The 16,729-nt window shown below is 37.4% G+C and carries 17 protein-coding genes; 10 read left to right on the top strand and 7 right to left on the bottom strand.

The window, feature by feature from the left end:
* The first annotated feature begins 32 nt into the window (after positions 1-32).
* The 7 genes from ACFIO5_RS01600 (at position 33) to gmk (ending at position 6,440) form a co-directional block, all read left to right on the top strand.
* Entirely contained in the window at positions 33-620 is a 588-nt protein-coding gene (locus ACFIO5_RS01600) for an undecaprenyl-diphosphatase (RefSeq protein WP_375617656.1), read from the top strand.
* A gap of 77 nt (positions 621-697) precedes the next feature.
* Positions 698-1,642: an ACP S-malonyltransferase gene (gene fabD / locus ACFIO5_RS01595; RefSeq protein WP_375705062.1), complete on the top strand. Its 945-nt coding sequence runs from the start codon at positions 698-700 to the stop codon at positions 1,640-1,642.
* A gap of 18 nt (positions 1,643-1,660) precedes the next feature.
* Positions 1,661-2,398 (top strand): 3-oxoacyl-[acyl-carrier-protein] reductase, encoded by a 738-nt coding sequence (gene fabG, locus ACFIO5_RS01590; protein WP_375617657.1) that lies wholly within the window; start codon positions 1,661-1,663, stop codon positions 2,396-2,398.
* Between the two features lie 260 nt (positions 2,399-2,658).
* A complete protein-coding gene (locus ACFIO5_RS01585) occupies positions 2,659-2,895 on the top strand; it encodes an acyl carrier protein (protein ID WP_004860281.1) in 237 nt (78 codons plus the stop codon).
* A gap of 101 nt (positions 2,896-2,996) precedes the next feature.
* Positions 2,997-4,259, top strand: a complete 1,263-nt coding sequence (gene fabF, locus ACFIO5_RS01580) for a beta-ketoacyl-ACP synthase II (protein ID WP_375636277.1) — start codon at positions 2,997-2,999, stop codon at positions 4,257-4,259.
* A gap of 96 nt (positions 4,260-4,355) precedes the next feature.
* On the top strand, positions 4,356-5,465 hold the full coding sequence (mltG, locus tag ACFIO5_RS01575) for an endolytic transglycosylase MltG (protein WP_375654936.1): 1,110 nt from the start codon (positions 4,356-4,358) through the stop codon (positions 5,463-5,465).
* A 297-nt stretch (positions 5,466-5,762) separates the two neighbouring features.
* Complete coding sequence (gmk, locus tag ACFIO5_RS01570) at positions 5,763-6,440, top strand: guanylate kinase (RefSeq protein ID WP_375629245.1); 678 nt, start codon at positions 5,763-5,765, stop codon at positions 6,438-6,440.
* A 29-nt stretch (positions 6,441-6,469) separates the two neighbouring features.
* Here gmk and rsmA read toward each other — a convergent pair whose 3' ends face one another.
* From rsmA to lptF, 6 genes are all read right to left on the bottom strand, one after another.
* On the bottom strand, positions 6,470-7,300 hold the full coding sequence (gene rsmA, locus ACFIO5_RS01565) for a 16S rRNA (adenine(1518)-N(6)/adenine(1519)-N(6))-dimethyltransferase RsmA (RefSeq protein WP_375636282.1): 831 nt from the start codon (positions 7,298-7,300) through the stop codon (positions 6,470-6,472).
* Entirely contained in the window at positions 7,291-8,304 is a 1,014-nt protein-coding gene (gene pdxA / locus ACFIO5_RS01560; protein WP_375634334.1) for a 4-hydroxythreonine-4-phosphate dehydrogenase PdxA, read from the bottom strand. Before pdxA ends, rsmA begins: the two co-directional genes overlap by 10 nt.
* Positions 8,304-9,260, bottom strand: coding sequence for a SurA N-terminal domain-containing protein (locus ACFIO5_RS01555; RefSeq protein ID WP_375634117.1), 957 nt, complete (start codon positions 9,258-9,260; stop codon positions 8,304-8,306). The genes pdxA and ACFIO5_RS01555 overlap by 1 nt, the downstream gene beginning before the upstream one ends.
* A 109-nt stretch (positions 9,261-9,369) precedes the next feature.
* Positions 9,370-11,730 carry an LPS-assembly protein LptD gene (locus ACFIO5_RS01550; RefSeq protein WP_375705061.1) on the bottom strand — a complete coding sequence of 787 codons (2,361 nt, stop codon included), beginning with the start codon at positions 11,728-11,730 and terminating at the stop codon, positions 9,370-9,372.
* A complete protein-coding gene (gene lptG, locus ACFIO5_RS01545) occupies positions 11,731-12,822 on the bottom strand; it encodes an LPS export ABC transporter permease LptG (protein ID WP_375634113.1) in 1,092 nt (363 codons plus the stop codon).
* Positions 12,819-14,009, bottom strand: a complete 1,191-nt coding sequence (gene lptF / locus ACFIO5_RS01540; protein ID WP_375634111.1) for an LPS export ABC transporter permease LptF — start codon at positions 14,007-14,009, stop codon at positions 12,819-12,821. The genes lptG and lptF overlap by 4 nt, the downstream gene beginning before the upstream one ends.
* 406 nt (positions 14,010-14,415) lie before the next feature.
* Here lptF and ACFIO5_RS01535 point away from each other — a divergent pair, with 406 nt between their 5' ends.
* The 3 genes from ACFIO5_RS01535 to ACFIO5_RS01525 are packed head-to-tail and all read left to right on the top strand — an operon-like array spanning position 14,416 to position 15,294.
* Positions 14,416-14,862, top strand: coding sequence for a DNA polymerase III subunit chi (locus tag ACFIO5_RS01535; RefSeq protein WP_375634338.1), 447 nt, complete (start codon positions 14,416-14,418; stop codon positions 14,860-14,862).
* Positions 14,862-15,041 carry a hypothetical protein gene (locus ACFIO5_RS01530; RefSeq protein ID WP_375634340.1) on the top strand — a complete coding sequence of 60 codons (180 nt, stop codon included), beginning with the start codon at positions 14,862-14,864 and terminating at the stop codon, positions 15,039-15,041. Before ACFIO5_RS01535 ends, ACFIO5_RS01530 begins: the two co-directional genes overlap by 1 nt.
* The gene (locus tag ACFIO5_RS01525) at positions 15,031-15,294 is read left to right on the top strand and encodes a hypothetical protein (protein WP_375636314.1); all 264 of its coding nucleotides are present in this window, start codon (positions 15,031-15,033) and stop codon (positions 15,292-15,294) included. The genes ACFIO5_RS01530 and ACFIO5_RS01525 overlap by 11 nt, the downstream gene beginning before the upstream one ends.
* Here the strand turns inward: ACFIO5_RS01525 and ACFIO5_RS01520 are convergent.
* Positions 15,291-16,580, bottom strand: coding sequence for an MFS transporter (locus ACFIO5_RS01520; protein ID WP_375634342.1), 1,290 nt, complete (start codon positions 16,578-16,580; stop codon positions 15,291-15,293). The genes ACFIO5_RS01525 and ACFIO5_RS01520 overlap by 4 nt on opposite strands.
* Positions 16,581-16,729: the final 149 nt, after the last annotated feature.

Below are 16,729 nucleotides of genomic sequence, written 5' to 3'. Positions count from 1 at the left end.
AATACTGTAATATAAAGGCAAAGGAGGGAAAAATGGACTTTTTAAACCAGATTGATGTTACACTCTTTGAAATGTTTGTCGGCAATCATCAAGCTTGGTCGATTATAGTTTTGTTTAGTATTTTTTGTGCAAAGTTTTTAATTTATATTATTCCTCTCCATCTTTGTGCGTTGTGGTTTTGTAGTGGGGAGAGGGAACGGTGTGTTGTGCTAAGCATTTGCATGAGTATTTGTGCATCTCTTTTCATAGGTTATCTCATTTCTCTTTTTTATTTTCATCCTCGCCCATTCGTGGTAGGGCTGACGACACCGCTTATTCAACATCGTGCAACAGCTTCTTTTCCTAGTAATCATGCCTTGACCATTGCATCTTATGCAGCTAACTTTTATTTTTACCGATACAAAGTTACTTTTAAATTTGCCACCGTATTTTTGTGTTTGATCTGTTGGGCGCGCATCTTTGTGGGTGTACATTATCCCTTTGATATTTTAGCAGGTGCACTTTTAGGAAGTCTCATAAGTTTGGGTGTTATTCAGTTTATAGCACCCTATTTTCCTAAGTTTTTATATCAAATTCCGCCCTTAAAATATAATTTTAAGTGTGGTATTCGTTTTAAATAAAGGGCTTTATATTGATTTGTGCGGATGAATAAGGTCAAAAGAAAATAATTTAATTGTACAGTTTTAGGAGTTGATAAATGGGTGCAGCTTTTATTTTTCCAGGGCAGGGGAGTCAACTTGTTGGTATGGGGAAAGCGCTTGCAGAGCAATTTATTGTCGCAAGGATGGTTTTCGAGGAAGTTGATGATGCTTTGGGTGAGAAATTATCAAAGATCATTTTTGAAGGACCAGCAGATGTTTTAACGTTAACAGCAAATGCACAACCGGCATTAATGGCTGTATCTATGGCTGTCATTCGTGTGATGAAACAATTAGGGCTTCGTATAGAAGAAAAGGTAAGGTTTGTTGCTGGTCATTCTTTAGGCGAATATTCGGCTCTTTGTGCTGCTGGTACATTTACTCTCACAGATACAGCAAGACTTTTGCGTATTCGTGGCAATGCTATGCAGGCTGCTGTCGCGGTTGGTGAAGGTTCTATGGCTGCATTAATTGGTTTAGAAGAGCACATTGTGGAAGAAATTTGTGAAACTGTTTCTGGAGAAGGACTATGTCAGATTGCTAATGATAATGGTGGTGGGCAAATTGTTATTTCCGGTAAAGCAAAAGCAGTTGAGGCAGCGGTAGAGATTGCATCAACAAAAGGTGCAAAACGTGCACTTCTTCTTCCTGTTTCTGCACCTTTTCATTCATCTTTAATGCAACCTGCTGCTGATACCATGAAGAAAGCACTTTTGACTGTTAACAAAATGTCCCCTATTGTTCCTTTGATTGCCAATGTTTCTGTTGCACCTGAGAGCAATCCAGAGCGTATTACTACTCTTCTTGTCCAACAAGTGACTGGGAGGGTGCGATGGCGTGAAACAATAGAATGGATCGCTGCTAATGGAGTTGATACGCTTTTTGAAGTTGGTTCTGGAAAAGTTTTAACAGGTTTAACGCGTCGTATTAACAAAGATATAAAGGGGGTAACCATTGGAACAGTTGATGAAATAGAATCAGCGCTAGGTATGCTTGGCGTTTAATCTATAAGGAGTTAAAAGATGTTTAGATTAACAGGACGTAAAGCTCTTGTAACGGGGGCTTCGGGAGGAATTGGTGAGGCAATTGCACGCTGCTTTCATGCACAAGGAGCCATTGTTGGACTTCATGGAACACGTGAAGAAAAGCTCAGAGAAGTGGCGGCAGAATTAGGGCAGAATGTTTTTGTATTTCCCGCTAATCTTTCTGAACGCCAATCGATTAAACAATTGGCTGAAGTTGCAGAGAGAAAAATGGATGGCGTCGATATTTTGGTTAACAATGCAGGAATCACTAGGGATGGTCTTTTCGTGCGTATGCAAGATAAAGACTGGGATGATGTTTTAGAAGTTAACCTAACAGCTGCTTCTCTTTTGACGCGTGAATTAATACATTCTATGATGCGCCGCCGTTATGGAAGAATTATTAACATTACATCTGTTGTTGGTGTAGTGGGAAATCCTGGACAAACGAATTATTGTGCTGCAAAAGCAGGCTTGATAGGTTTTTCTAAAGCATTGGCACAAGAAATTGCTTCGCGAAATATCACTGTCAATTGTATTGCTCCAGGATTTATTAAATCTGCAATGACAGACAAGCTTAATGAAAAGCAAAAAGAAGCCATTATGGCTGCAATTCCAATGAAGCGTATGGGAAGTGGGCAAGAAATAGCTACTGCTGCTGTTTATTTAGCAAGCGATGAAGCAGCCTATACGACAGGTCAAACACTCCATATCAATGGTGGAATGGCAATGATATGAGTATTTATTTTATTCCACATTGATTTATGAGTTGTATTATTTTAGATAGTAACGATTGAAATGGATAGATGCATCTATTTCTTTAATATGGTCGTTAATCAATTGATGTCGGAATGTCAGATTGGTTCATTTTGTAGGGGATATCCACAGGATGTTTTAAATCATTACTAAAATCTTTTAAAGTAATGCATCTATTGCTTGATTAGATGAACCGATATAGTTAACCAAATTATAGGAAATATAAATTCGAGGATTTCAACATGAGTGATACAGTAGAGCGCGTTAAAAAAATTATCGTGGAACATCTTGGGGTTAATGCTGATAAAGTTGTAGAAAATGCAAGCTTTATCGATGATCTAGGGGCTGATAGCCTTGATACGGTTGAACTCGTTATGGCTTTTGAAGAAGAGTTTGGGGTAGAAATTCCAGATGAAGCTGCTGAAACGATTTTTACAGTTGGCGATGCAGTCAAGTTCATTGATAAAGCTTCTGCGTGATTACTAAAGGGCAAAGGCATAAATTGCTTTTGCCTATATTCTTCGGAGCTCTTTTGAAAAGAGAGCTTTGAGAGGTGAAGTTTAGTTCAAGGTTAGAAGTTATGAAACGTGTTGTTGTTACTGGTTTAGGATTGGTATCTCCATTAGCTGGTAATATTGAATGTAGTTGGAAACGACTTCTTGAAGGAAGAAGTGGTGTCCGACGTATCACTGAGTTTGATGTGTCAGATTTGCCATGCCAGATTGCTGCGCGTATCCCCTTAGGGGATGGAACAGAGGGGACCTATAATGCTGATTTGTATATGGAACCTAAGGAGCAACGTAAAGTTGATGCATTTATTGTTTATGCAATGGCTGCTGCTAACCAAGCGCTTGCAGATGCCGAATGGTTTCCTAAGAGTGATGAAGATCAGATTTGTACAGGTGTGTTAATTGGTTCGGGAATTGGGGGAGTTGAAGGTATTGTTGAAGCTGGTTATACGCTTCGTGATAAGGGCCCACGTCGTGTTTCTCCCTTTTTTATTCCAGGTCGTTTGATTAATCTTGCTTCTGGTTATGTGTCTATTCAATATGGTTTACGGGGGCCTAATCATTCTGTTGTAACAGCTTGTTCAACAGGGGCGCATGCGATTGGTGATGCGGCACGTTTGATTATGTTTGGTGATGCAGATGTCATGGTGGCAGGGGGGACTGAATCTCCGATAAATCGGATATCTCTTGCAGGTTTTGCAGCTTGTAGAGCTCTTTCTACTTGTCGCAATGATGATCCTGAACGGGCGTCACGTCCTTATGATACTGATCGTGATGGTTTTGTGATGGGGGAAGGAGCAGCTGTTGTTGTTTTAGAAGAGCTGGAACATGCCAAAAAACGAGGAGCACGTATTTATGCTGAGGTTATTGGCTATGGTTTATCTGGTGACGCTTACCACATTACAGCACCTTCAGAAAGTGGTGAAGGGGCTCAGCGTAGTATGATAGCTGCTCTTAAGCGTGCACAAGTGAATGTGAGTGAACTTGATTATATTAATGCTCATGGTACATCTACGATGGCTGATTCCATAGAGCTAGCGGCTGTTGAGCGTGTTTTAGGGAGTTATGCACCACAAGTTTCTATGTCATCAACGAAATCATCTATCGGGCATTTACTTGGTGCAGCCGGTGCTGCTGAGGCTATTTTTTCTATTTTAGCTATACGGGATAATATAGCCCCAGCGACACTTAATCTTGACAATCCATCGATTGAAACAAAAATCGATCTTGTACCACACAAACCGCGTGAACGAAAGATTGATACAATTCTTTCTAATTCTTTTGGATTTGGTGGGACAAATGCATCGTTGGTGATGCGACGTTTTAGGGGATAATAAGTATTTTTATTTAATTTCTGCTTTTGAGTTTTCTACTTTATTATAAGGTGAATGAGAAATTATAATATTATCCTTAATCGCTATTGAGGGGTTATGTCCGATGTGAAAAATGGAAAATCATTAAAGGACGTAAGTGATTCCTCTTCGAATCATTTAGCAGATAGTTATGACATGTTAATACATAAAAAACGAAAGAAATCATCTATCGTCCGTAATCCGTTGGTCATTCTCGGTCATTTTTTTCTTATGCTGATTGTGATTATTCTTTTTGCCATAAGTATTCCTCTTTATATTGGAAAAAGTATTTTTGAAGAAAAGGGAAAAATTGAGGAAGAACAAATTGTTCTTATCCATCCTGGTACCGGAATTCGTGAAATTGCTTCATTGCTAGAAAAACGTGGTTTCATTCGATCATCAGATATTTTTGTTTATGGGGTTGGTTATCACCAAAAAACAACGCATCTGAAGGCTGGTGAATATTTAATTCCAGCTCATGCTTCGATGCAGGATATTATGGATATTCTTGTGAAAGGAAAATCTATAGAATATACATTTACAGTACCTGAAGGTTTAACGGTTCAGCAAGTTTTCGATCGATTAGCTGCGAATGAAATTTTGATTGGAGACCTTCCAAAAATTTTGCCTCCAGAAGGCTGTTTAATGACGGATACAGTTCATTTTATTCGGGGGACAACGCGTAAAGAGATTGTAAATAGATTGCGTGAAGGACAGACAAAATTAATTCATGATATATGGGCTACGCGTTCACCTGATTTACCTATTAAATCAATTGATGAATTTGTTATATTAGCCTCAATTGTTGAGAAAGAAACGGGAATTGCAGCAGAAAGACCAATGGTTGCTGCGGTATTTTATAACCGCCTTACAAAGCATATGCGTCTTCAATCGGATCCAACAGTGATTTATGGTCTCTTCGGAGGAAAAGGAAAACCATCCGGTCGTGCGATTTATCGTTCAGATCTTGAGAAGGAAACACCATATAATACTTATAAAATTAATGGTTTGCCCCCAACGGCTATTGCAAATCCAGGTCGAGATTCTTTGAAAGCGGTGGCACATCCACCAAGCAGTGATGCACTTTATTTTGTTGCTGATGGTTCAGGAGGGCATGTTTTTTCTCGAACTTTAGAAGAACATAATATGAATGTTCGCAAGTGGCGAGAATTAAAGGCAAGACATTGAATTTATAGTGATAACACCATCGTAAATGAAAATCTCAAATATAGTAAAATTTTTCTATTTAAACTTTTTATGAGAATGATAAAAAATTATTTTCTTGTCTGTCACAAGTGGGAAGTGGGATTAGCGTATGGATAAAAATATTTAAGAAAGAAGTGAATATACTGCTAATACCTTATCTCAAAAAAGAGCAGAATAATATTGAGAATTTCTAAGAAAACACATTGATTAGGGGATAGGTTGAGATAATGTATAATTCAAACTTTGGAGAAACATTTATGAACAAAGTAGAGTGATGTAATGACAGTCTTTGAAAGTAAATTGAGTACTATAAAAATGAATCAACGCCGCGGTTTTTTATTTATTCTCTCTTCACCTTCAGGTGCTGGTAAATCAACAATTTCTCGATTACTTCTAAAAGAGGGACAATTAGAGCTTTCCGTAAGTATGACCACAAGGAAAAGGCGTCCTAGTGAAGTAGATGGGCTGCATTATTACTTTATTTCAAAAGAAGAGTTTGAATATAAGCGTGATAGGGATGAATTTATTGAGTGGGCAGAAGTTCACGGAAATTATTATGGCACTTTACGTGAAACTGTTGAAAGCGCATTGAATGCTGGCCAAGATATGTTATTTGATATTGATTATCAAGGTACCGAGCAGCTGCAAAAAAAGATGCTAGGAGACACTGTCTCTGTTTTTATTCTTCCACCATCAATGAAAGAGCTTGTTTCGCGTTTACATCGTCGAGCAGAAGATAGTCAAGATACTATCAATTTGCGATTGGAAAATGCACGAACGGAGTTAAAGCATTGGCTTTCTTATGATTATGTTGTGATTAACGAAGATTTAGATCAGTCTTTATCTTTTATTAAATCAATTTATTTAGCTGAAACCGTAAAACGTGAGCGTTGTTCTTATCTTGGCTCTTTTGTTGATGGGCTTATTGCTGAAAAAATCGATAAATGTTGTGATTAAAAAAGGTTTTATAACACAAAGTGTATTTTTTAGAGCACTAGATGCGCTAAAGTTACAAATTCAGAAACCGAGAGCGTTTCAGCACGGCGCGTTCCATCAATTCCAGCTTTTTCTAATAGCTCTTCACCTCCAAGTATTTTGAGATTTTGACGAAGCATTTTTCGTCTTTGTCCAAAGGCGGTTTTTGTGACGAGGCTTAGTTTTTTTGCAGAGCAGGCAAGAGGTTGTGTTCGCGGAATAATATGAACAACGGAAGACGTTACTTTAGGTATTGGTATGAAGGCTTGAGGGGGGACATCAAAAGCAATTTTAGCAGTGGTACGCCAGCCAGTTAAGACACTAAGACGTCCATAATGAGTAGATTGAGGTTTAGCTGTAATCCGTTTGGCAACTTCACGTTGAAACATCAATGTCATTGATTCATAAAAAGGAGGCCATGGTTCAGTTAAAAGCCAATTTAATAAGAGTTGTGTCCCAATATTATAGGGAAGATTTGCAATAATGCGAGGTTTTACTGGGCTTGTTTCAAAGAGTTTTGAGAAGTCTTGCTTCAGTGCATCATTACAAATAACTTTTAATTTTTTAGGATAGTGTTTTTCTATTTCTAAGAGAGCCGGTATGCAGCGCTCATCGCGTTCTATTGCTGTTACAATGGCACCCTTTGCTAGCAAGGCACGTGTGAGACCTCCAGGACCTGGACCAATTTCAAGAACAGGTTTTCCTTCTATATTGCCTGCTTGATGAGCAATTTTAGATGTTAAATTAAGATCAAAAAGAAAATTCTGCCCCAAAGATTTATGCGCTTGTAATCCGTATATATCAATGACCTCACGCAGAGGAGGGAGATTATCTATTGGCATGGGTTTAAATTATTTTTTGCAAGTTGATTTGCAAGTTTAAGAGCAGCAATAAAGCTTTCGGGAGAGGCTATCCCTTTATCAGCAATGTCAAAAGCAGTTCCGTGATCTGGAGACGTGCGAATAAAAGGTAGACCTAACGTGACATTAACAGTGCTATCAAAATCTAATGTCTTAACAGGGATAAGGGCTTGATCATGATACATACAAATGGCAACGTCATATGCTTTTCTTGCGCATTCATGGAACATTGTGTCGGCAGGCAGTGGGCCTGCAATATTGAGTCCTTTCTTTTTAAGATATTCAATAGCAGGAGTGATAACTTCAATATCTTCTTTCCCCATTGCACCTCCTTCTCCAGCATGAGGATTAAGACCAGCAACAGCTAGTCGGGGTGACGTTATTTTAAACCTTGTTTTTAAGTCATATTCAGTAATAAGTACCGTTTGAATAATTAAATCACGGGTAAGCTGTGAAGGAACATTTTTAAATGGAATATGAACAGTTATTGGTACTGTTTTTAATCGGGGTCCTGCTAACATCATAACTGGATGATAACATTTATGAAAAGCTTTATGGGCTAAATCGGCTAAAAATTCTGTATGACCTGGAAATTGAAAACCGGCATCATAAAGACTCTTTTTTGCAATAGGACAAGTGATAAGTGCACATGCATGGCCATTTTGAATCAATTGAACACAGCGTTTAATTGCTTCAATAATTCCAGCGGCATTATTCGATGAAGGTATACCTAATTGATCACTTTGTTTGTTTTTTAACGGTATGATAGGAAGAGCGTTTTGAAAATTTTTTGCAGGATTATTGATTAAAACAGATTGCACCTCAACATCAATCTGTAAAAAACGAGCGCGCGAACGAATAACATCTGGATCAGCAAGAAGTACAAAACGTGGAATTTGGCGCGTAACACGCAAATTCCACGCTTTTAGTACTATTTCAGGACCAATTCCGGCAGGATCACCACCGCTAACAATAAGAGCAGCCATTATGAATTTTGAATGCGTGCCACTCGCCGCAGTTCTCCTAAATATTTTTCGCTTAATTCTTCAAGTTTTTGCGGGCTTCTTTTTTTACTATCTTGAAGAGAAAATATCAGTCGAGCGACATAATCATCAGAAACTCTTTTTATTTTGCAGACAGCAATTGCTTCGATTCCATCAGATGTTTCTTGTAATTTTGTCATTTTTCCAGCAGGCGTTTCAAGAATAGCTTGTTCCCATGCATTAGGAAGTTGTGGCTCCAGAAACTTTCCTAAGTGGCGGATAGTAACGTCTAAAATACCTCTTGCTTGATTGTGAGCATTGGCACATCCACGGAAATGTGCGCGAAAATTACTTGCTTCTCTTTGACGTCTTTCAAAGATTTCTGAACGACGATGTGCAGGAATGACAAAAACAATTCGCTGTAATGTATATTCGTTGGTTGAAGGTTTTACACCACCATTTTTTAATATTCTGCGTACAGCTTCTTGTTCGCTAATCATACCAGTTTCAGCTTGATAGCGTGCACTAACAAGACGCCCCCATCCTATTTGTCCACGGATGTAATCTTTAAAGTGTTGCACAGTGATCTCAGTTTGGATCAGAATCTGGTTGAGCTGATCAATCGTCATATTATTTTGTGTCGCAAAATTCTCAAAAGCTCTATCAACTTCATCATTGCTTACTTCAATATTACGACGTTTTATTTCAATATTTTTTAGCTTTTCGTCAATAAGCTCTTTTTTAGCCTGTGCCACCAAATTGCTTTGCTTTTGTTGTAACCTGAGAAAAGCAAGGCGTCTTTGTATATCATAATTTGTGATGGGGTTGCCATTAACTGTAACAACAATAGAAGTCTGCGCAAAGACTGTCGGAATCAAAAATCCATTTATTAGCAGGCTACTTACGCTCAAAGATGCAATATAAAATAAAGCAAGAAAACGCTTTTTCAATTTATTCATGTAAATAGGCTTTCGCATTGTTTATTAATTCTCATCAACAACTTAAAATACACGCTTTCTTTCATAAAAACAATGATAAGTTAAATGACTGATACATTCCCTTTATAAATTAATCTATCTTTTTTCCGATATCTGCAATCGTACGCAATGAAAGAGAGAAATTAAAGTTTTGCAAGGGTGCTTTCCTGCCTGGATTCGTTACCTGTTGATAACCGAATGTTAACCCGAAACATTCATCCATATAACTCAAGCTAATTCCTCGCTTTATAAATGTACCAGATACTAAATCATAACCGGCGTTGCTATTAATGGACCAATAATCTGCCAATTTAAGTCCTGTTTGAAAAGAAATTTCTTGGCGCTTTTGAGAATATTCATAATCTGGTTGCTTTGCGATATAGGCATATTGTAGAGCCGCCCAAAAATTTTGCCATTTTTGTGATGCTTCGATTTCACTACGGCGGATTTTCCCTGTTTTTTTGTCAAAGCGTCCACGCGTTTCTAAGGAAAAACCACTTTTATGGGTTGTACCAAACATTGCAACATAGTCTGAACGTTTTGCCTCTAAGCTAGAATGAGTACCGACATTGATAAAGTCCTTTTCTGCAAAAGAATTCTTTCCTGCTAGATGAAAGGATTGTCCAATGAGACCATAAAGAGACCAATTATCATTAAGGCTTCCAGAATATCTTATACCTATATTGGCTCTTGTACCACCTTCTACACGATCATAACCAGAAAATTTGTCTCGTTGAAAGAGAGTGGTTGCATCAAAGACAAAGCTTTGAGCATCTTCATTAGGAATTTGTCCAATATATTGTTCATTATTGCGTATAAAAATTTGTGCAGTTGGTTCTATAATATGTGTAGAATGATCAGCTATAATGAGGAAGGGATAGCGTAGTTCCAACCCTGCTGTTGCCATGCCACGAATTGCTGAACCATGAGTTGCGGATAAGGCATTGTTTTCTATAGAATCTGTATGATTTTTGCTTGCATTGGTTGTAATGATATCAGCTCGTAGAGAGAGAAGAGGGGTTAAAATGAGTCCATTGTGCGTGTTGAAGCGCTTTTTCCACTGAAGCTCGTTTGTTAAACGCAAACTATTTCCAGCCATACCAGAAAGTCTTACTGTGTTGAGAGGGTTTCCGTTCTGGTCGGGTGAATTGAAGTCAGCATGGCGACGATAAACTGATTGTATATTACTATGGAAGGTAAGCTCTCCATTATAAATGGGTTCATCTGGTGTGAAAAAATAATCGATGCGTGGTAAGACCCACGCTTGTCGAGAGTGACGTTCATAATGAGGATCATTCAGTATTGAATCTTGAACTTTAAAATGATAAAAACGCATATCAAAATAATTTTTTCCTGCAAGACCATTCAAATAGATCTGAGAAAGTTGTGTAGGATTGTTATAGTTTTCAAGTTTATAGGCACGACTAAAATGCCGATCTGATTGTGCAAGAATATCCCATCCATAAGCCCAGTGTGAGTTAATACGAGAATCCCCCTTTGTCGCCAGCATATAACGGTTTTTATGTTGGGCATCAATCGTATCATTATCAAATCTATGCGGTTTCATTTGATATATATGAGCAAAGCGAATGTTATAACGGCCCGTTTTTAAACGCTGACGCCATTCCCCTTCGGTTAAAAGCCCTTGTTGGGTATAAACCGTAGAAGAAAGGGTAAAATCATAATGGGGGGCGAGATTCCAGAAATAAGAATTCTTTATCCCCATACCGAGATAATCAGTATAAAAAAAATGAGGAGTAAGCAGACCGCTAGCACGCCTGACAGTTGGATCATAGATCTCAAAATTTGGAAATTTTATAACCGGTACACCAAAAACTTCAAAACTGCTATTTTCAAACCGAATTTTTTTGACGCTATTATTCCATATGATCTTTCTTGCTTTAATTTTCCATAGGACGTCTCGATCTGGTTTATAAGAGCAAGGTTCACAGGCTGTATAGGTTGCATTTTCAAAGACTGTTATGTGATTGTGTTTGCGTGTAGCATTTTGGGCTGAAAAGTGAACATTGTTGGCTGTATCAATACGTAAGGCGTTTACAAAACCCTCGCCAAGATCTTTGGTCATATCAATTTGGTTGGAATAAATTTTATTACCATCCTTTTGAGTAATTTCAACGTTCCCTTGTGCTATAAGCCGTCCTGTTTTTTGATTGTAAATAATTTTTTGAGCGATAACTTTATTGCCATCATATTCGATTTGGACATTACCGTTTGCAGAAACAGTGTTTTCATCACGATTGTAGATGAGTTCATCCGCAGAGAGCAAAAGAGGAGGTTCCGGATTTTGAATGCGACTTTGAGAAGGAGATTGAAGGCTTTGAGCGTGCGCACAATAAGATAAAGCACCTCCTAAAATAATCCCCACAACACTTTTAAAAGCGAGAGCACTTAATTTTGTTAAAATAGTTTTTTTAAGTGTTAATGCTTTCACTTAGCCATCCTCTTTATGAAGTAAAAAAGAGATTCCTAAGAATAACGCAATAACAACGGGTGTCCAAGCTGCAATAATTGGTGGAATATATCCAGCATTACCAAAAGCTTGAACAAGTACGGAAATAACATAAAGCATAAACCCAGCTATTACGCCACCAAGAATCAACATTCTAGATTGCCCAAAACGTGTAAAATTTAAAGATACAGTTGCTGCAATGAGGGTCATTGCCACAAGCAATGCCGGTAATGCAATCAAAGATTGGAAATACATATCAAAATTATTAGCAGAATAGCCAAATGAACGTGCAATCATAATTTTTTTTGGCAATTGGTAAAATGGAATAGTTGCGGGATTCACTAAACGTTCCGTTAAAAATTCAGGTTTTAGATTGGTTTTTATTTGCAACACGGTAAATTTTTCAGGAGGATGCCCTATTTTATAGATTGTTCCATTTGTTAATTGCCAAAATCCATTAGTCAAGGTTGCTTTTGGGGCGTTAATCCAATTTTTAACGGTTGCATTGTCATTGTATTGTACAAAGGTTGCATCGAGAAGAGAAAGTCCTTGATCGGTGATAGATTTAGCACCAATGGTTGTTCTGCCTAAATTTGTACGTTGTGTTAACCAGTGGATACTTGTATTGTGAAGAGGTGTTAGTACATTGTGATTGCGCCATTCAGTCATCTTTTTTTCTGCTTGAGAAAATCCCCATGCAGCAAGTGGATTAATGAGAAGAATTGAAAATAATCCTAAAAGAAAAGCTCCAAAACAAGCTGGCATAAGAAATTGCCATGCAGAAACACCGATTGAACGAGTCACCACAAGTTCAAGTTTTTTGTTGAGCGAGATAAGCGTTGCCATTGCAGAAAAGAGTGCAATGAAAGGGATAAGTTGTTGCATGATAAAAGGGATGCGTAAAACAGAGAGGAAAAATGCATCTTTTGCTGTATAATGCGGAAGGGAAGATAGCCTACCGGAATTCTCTGTGAAATCGATTAAAAGAGCAAGAACAAAAATGCTTCCCAAGAAATAACAAGTTATTTTAAGATAACGTATAAAAAAATATCGTCCAAGTGTCCACCCAATCATGATATTTTATCCGAGGAATCTTGAGATTTTCGATGTTCAAATTTGTTCATTATTTTTTGAAAAGCGATTTGAAGTATCTCATTAACTTTTGTGGGAAGCCCAATTTTATGATTCGTTAAAAGCATAAAAAAGACAAATGCACTTGTTCCTATAGGTATAATATAAAGGAGAGGAACGTATGCAAGATCGCTTTTTGATTTTTCTGCGAAAAAATATCCTATCCAATACACCAGAAAAGAAAGGGCAATTGCCGAGAGGTTTGCGGAATGACGAGCTTGTCGATGGGAGCGTACATCCCCTGCCGCTGCTAATGCAATAAGTGAAAAAACAATAGGGTAGAGCCATTGTGTTAATCTGCGGTGAAATTCAGCTTTATATTGGAGTGGTTTTCGTTGATAGTAGGGATCTTTTGGGTCAGGGTTTTGTAAATAAGAAAGAGACCGATCTTTTGGATAAAGAGTAGGTGTTTTATCACTGGGGATAAACTCTCCTAGGCTAAAAGTATATGAGCTAAATTGCACGATTGAAACACTGTTATTTTGATGATTGACTCTTTCTATTTCACCGTTATTGAGAACCAGAAAACTGCCGTTTTTATTATTCACAATGGATGCGTCTGTTGCATAATAAAAAAGATCAGTTTTAGGATCACGCTGGTCGGCAATGAAAAGGCGTTCAAGTGTTCCGTTTGGATTTCGTTCGCCAATTTCTATGTAAAGGTTATTGGCGAGTTTTTGAAAGCTCCCTTCACTAATGAATAGATTAATAAGATCAAAATGAGCGCTTGCTAGCATTTGTCGCATATGAAGACGCGCTTGAGGAACAACAAAATTAGCTATAGAAAAGGAGATACAGGATGCAACAATAGCAAGAAGAAGGATAGGTTTCCAAACAGTACTTTTAGGAAAACCAGAGGCATTGATGACAGCAAATTCTGAGTCTTGATGCATTGCTGAGAGGATGGTTGTAACTGCGATCACTAATGCAAATGGAATGACAAGAAAAATAACAGAAGGAACCAATGAGAGTGAAAATTGTAAGACTGTGAGGAGTGTTTGTTTACTTGTTGTGAGAAAGTTTATCCGTGCAAGAATTTGTATAGTCCAACTAACGCCCACTGCTGCAATCATGACAGAACTAAACAAAACAAGGACACGTTTCAGGATGTAGAACTCAATAATACGCATAAATTGGGGAAAATCCTCAGTTTTTAATTCGATAGCAAATATTCTTACTGCTTTCGGTTAAAATGTAATAAAGTTTGAAAAAATATCCTTTCATGAATTGGATATTTTTACCAAATAAATAATATAAAATTGCCTATGAGGTCCTCTTTAAATTTTCCGTACATTATATTTTATTTTCAACTATAGTCTACAAAGAAACTAGAAGAATCTAGAAGATAACTTAAAAAACTTTTTATTAACGTTGAAAATAAAAATTATTGTCTTTTAAAGACACGTGCAAAAAGATGATGCATCTCAATCAAAAAAGAGGGTTTATATCTTGAACCGTTTCCTTTGTATTAGGAATATAGAGGTTTTTTTAAAAAGATGTTAGCTTTTTTATAAAGAATGATGAAGGCTTAAGAGATTGGATATTTTATTCTATCATTTGACGCAGTCAACGCTGAAGGATATTTTGCCGACGCTTGTGGAGCGTGCATTGGCTCGTTTTGGTACAGTAACAATACAGTGTGTGAGTAAAGAACAACGCGATTCTATAGATATACATTTATGGGTTTATACTGATGAATCATTTATTGGACATGGAACGGAGTGTGATCAATATCCAAACTTTCAGCCTGTATTTCTTACGACAGGACAAGAAAATCCGAATGATTCAAAGATTCGTTTTCTCATAGAGGGAGCTGTTTGTTCGGATATTGATGCTTATCAACGACTTGTCGTGATATTTGATGGTAAAAGTGAAGAGCAGTTGAATCTCGTTCGTGCACAGTGGAAAAAATATAAAATGGAAAATCATAATTTAACGTATTGGCAACAGACTGAAGATCGTCGCTGGGAAAAACAGGTTTAATGCGTCTCGTATCTATTGTTCTGATTTTTATAGGATTACTGGGAATAGTAAATCCTTCACTTTTTATTACGGAAGGCTCAGGGGGAGGGCGTTGGGTTTTTATTGTGATTTTTCTTTTAGGCATGTTAAATATATGGACTATAATTAAAAAAATGAAACGCCATAATGATGATTATTGATCGAATTTTGCTTGTTTTATGGGCTGTGATGTTGTCCTTCTTTTGCGTTTCATGGTTGGGGACAACGCATATCTTATCAGAAATGTTTGCTGTTTCTTATATAAGCAATATTGCAGATTTTTTATTTTTCTTTTTGAGTGCCTTGTTCGCGGGAATATTGTGGTGGAAAATACCTCAACCCCTGTCTTTAAAAATGAAACTGGCAGCATTTTTGCTGCCAGTACTTATTTTATTCTTCTTTATTATATTTTAGTTGGATATTTCATCATCTGTAAATCCGACGAAGCAAATCAGTGAAATAAAAGAAGCAAGAAGCAAATAATAGCCGATATAAGATGTATCAAAATGTTGTACCAGATATTCTGCAATATAAGGCGCAAGAGAGGCTCCTACGATACCCGATAAGTTGAAAGTAATAGAAGAACCAGTATATCGAATTGCTGTTGGGTATGGTGAAGCCAAAACAGCACCAAGAGGACTGTATATCATCCCCATGATAGACAAACCGATAACAGACATTGCAAGGACTCCTATAACTCCAGAATTTAAGAAATAAGGAATTGCAAAAGAATAGATACCGGTGATGATTGTAACCCAAATCATCAAAGTTCGACGTCTAATACGATCAGCGAGTTTTCCAGTGATGACAGTAAAAATTCCACAGAAAATAGCACCAACAATTTCGACTTGAAGAGCTTGATAAAATGGCAATTGCAGATGGTTTGTTGAGTAGCTTAACAAATATGCAGTGACCAAGTAAAACAAAACAAATGTTGCCATACCAGAAAATATTCCAAGAAATAGGATTCGTGGACATTTTAAAAAGACATCGATGATAGGAACTTTGACACGTTCTTTACTTTCAAGAGTTTTTTTGAATTGAACAGTTTCATTGATTGAAAGACGGATCCATAATCCTATAATCATAAAAACAACTGAAGCAATAAAAGGAATGCGCCATCCCCAAGCTAAAAGTTCTTCATGATCAAGGAAATGCAACAGACCTAAATAAACGGCAATAGATAAAAATAAACCGATTGGAACACCCAATTGGGGGAACATCGCGTACCAGCCGCGCTTTTCTGGAGGGGCATTTTCTGTTGCGAGCAAAACAGCTCCTCCCCATTCTCCTCCTAATCCCATTCCCTGTCCAATACGGCACAAGGTCAAGAGGAAAGGGGCAAACCATCCAGCGGTTTCATAAGTAGGAAGAAAACCAATAATGACTGTTGAAAGCCCCATTGTGAGAAGAGAAGCAATAAGTGTTGCTTTTCTTCCAATTTTATCTCCAAAATGTCCAAAAACAATTGATCCAAAGGGCCGAGCAAAAAAGGCCGCTCCAAAGATCAGGAAAGATTGTAAAATGGCAATCTGATCATTTTGTGTTGGAAAAAACACATGAGGAAATATGAGAGCTGCGGCAGTGGCAAAGACATAGAAATCAAAGAATTCAATTGTTGGGCCAATAAGGCTTGCAAACAAAATGCGACGAGGGGAATTTCTGTTGCTTGTAGCTTTCATTTCTGAGTTTATAGACATGAATAGAATGTCCCTTTCAGTATATGACAAATCAAATGACGAGTTAACTGACTATAACTATAGAAATTTCAAATCAGTGTCGAGTCAATATTGTGACACTTCGTTATATATTAGAATAATGATTATGGACTGATGAGTATGAATAAGTG

The sequence above is a fragment of the Bartonella sp. AA86SXKL genome (genome assembly GCF_042196885.1).
The sequence above is the reverse complement of the archived record's forward strand: the minus strand, read 5'-3'. Positions and strand labels throughout refer to the sequence as shown.

Coding starts and splice junctions, on each gene's coding strand:
- ACFIO5_RS01600 (WP_375617656.1), top strand. CDS start 33: ATGGACTTTTTAAACCAGATTGATGTTACACTCTTTGAAATGTTTGTC.
- fabD (WP_375705062.1), top strand. CDS start 698: ATGGGTGCAGCTTTTATTTTTCCAGGGCAGGGGAGTCAACTTGTTGGT.
- fabG (WP_375617657.1), top strand. CDS start 1,661: ATGTTTAGATTAACAGGACGTAAAGCTCTTGTAACGGGGGCTTCGGGA.
- ACFIO5_RS01585 (WP_004860281.1), top strand. CDS start 2,659: ATGAGTGATACAGTAGAGCGCGTTAAAAAAATTATCGTGGAACATCTT.
- fabF (WP_375636277.1), top strand. CDS start 2,997: ATGAAACGTGTTGTTGTTACTGGTTTAGGATTGGTATCTCCATTAGCT.
- mltG (WP_375654936.1), top strand. CDS start 4,356: ATGTCCGATGTGAAAAATGGAAAATCATTAAAGGACGTAAGTGATTCC.
- gmk (WP_375629245.1), top strand. CDS start 5,763: ATGACAGTCTTTGAAAGTAAATTGAGTACTATAAAAATGAATCAACGC.
- rsmA (WP_375636282.1), bottom strand. CDS start 7,300: ATGCCAATAGATAATCTCCCTCCTCTGCGTGAGGTCATTGATATATAC.
- pdxA (WP_375634334.1), bottom strand. CDS start 8,304: ATGGCTGCTCTTATTGTTAGCGGTGGTGATCCTGCCGGAATTGGTCCT.
- ACFIO5_RS01555 (WP_375634117.1), bottom strand. CDS start 9,260: ATGAATAAATTGAAAAAGCGTTTTCTTGCTTTATTTTATATTGCATCT.
- lptG (WP_375634113.1), bottom strand. CDS start 12,822: ATGATTGGGTGGACACTTGGACGATATTTTTTTATACGTTATCTTAAA.
- lptF (WP_375634111.1), bottom strand. CDS start 14,009: ATGCGTATTATTGAGTTCTACATCCTGAAACGTGTCCTTGTTTTGTTT.
- ACFIO5_RS01530 (WP_375634340.1), top strand. CDS start 14,862: ATGCGTCTCGTATCTATTGTTCTGATTTTTATAGGATTACTGGGAATA.
- ACFIO5_RS01525 (WP_375636314.1), top strand. CDS start 15,031: ATGATTATTGATCGAATTTTGCTTGTTTTATGGGCTGTGATGTTGTCC.
- ACFIO5_RS01520 (WP_375634342.1), bottom strand. CDS start 16,580: ATGTCTATAAACTCAGAAATGAAAGCTACAAGCAACAGAAATTCCCCT.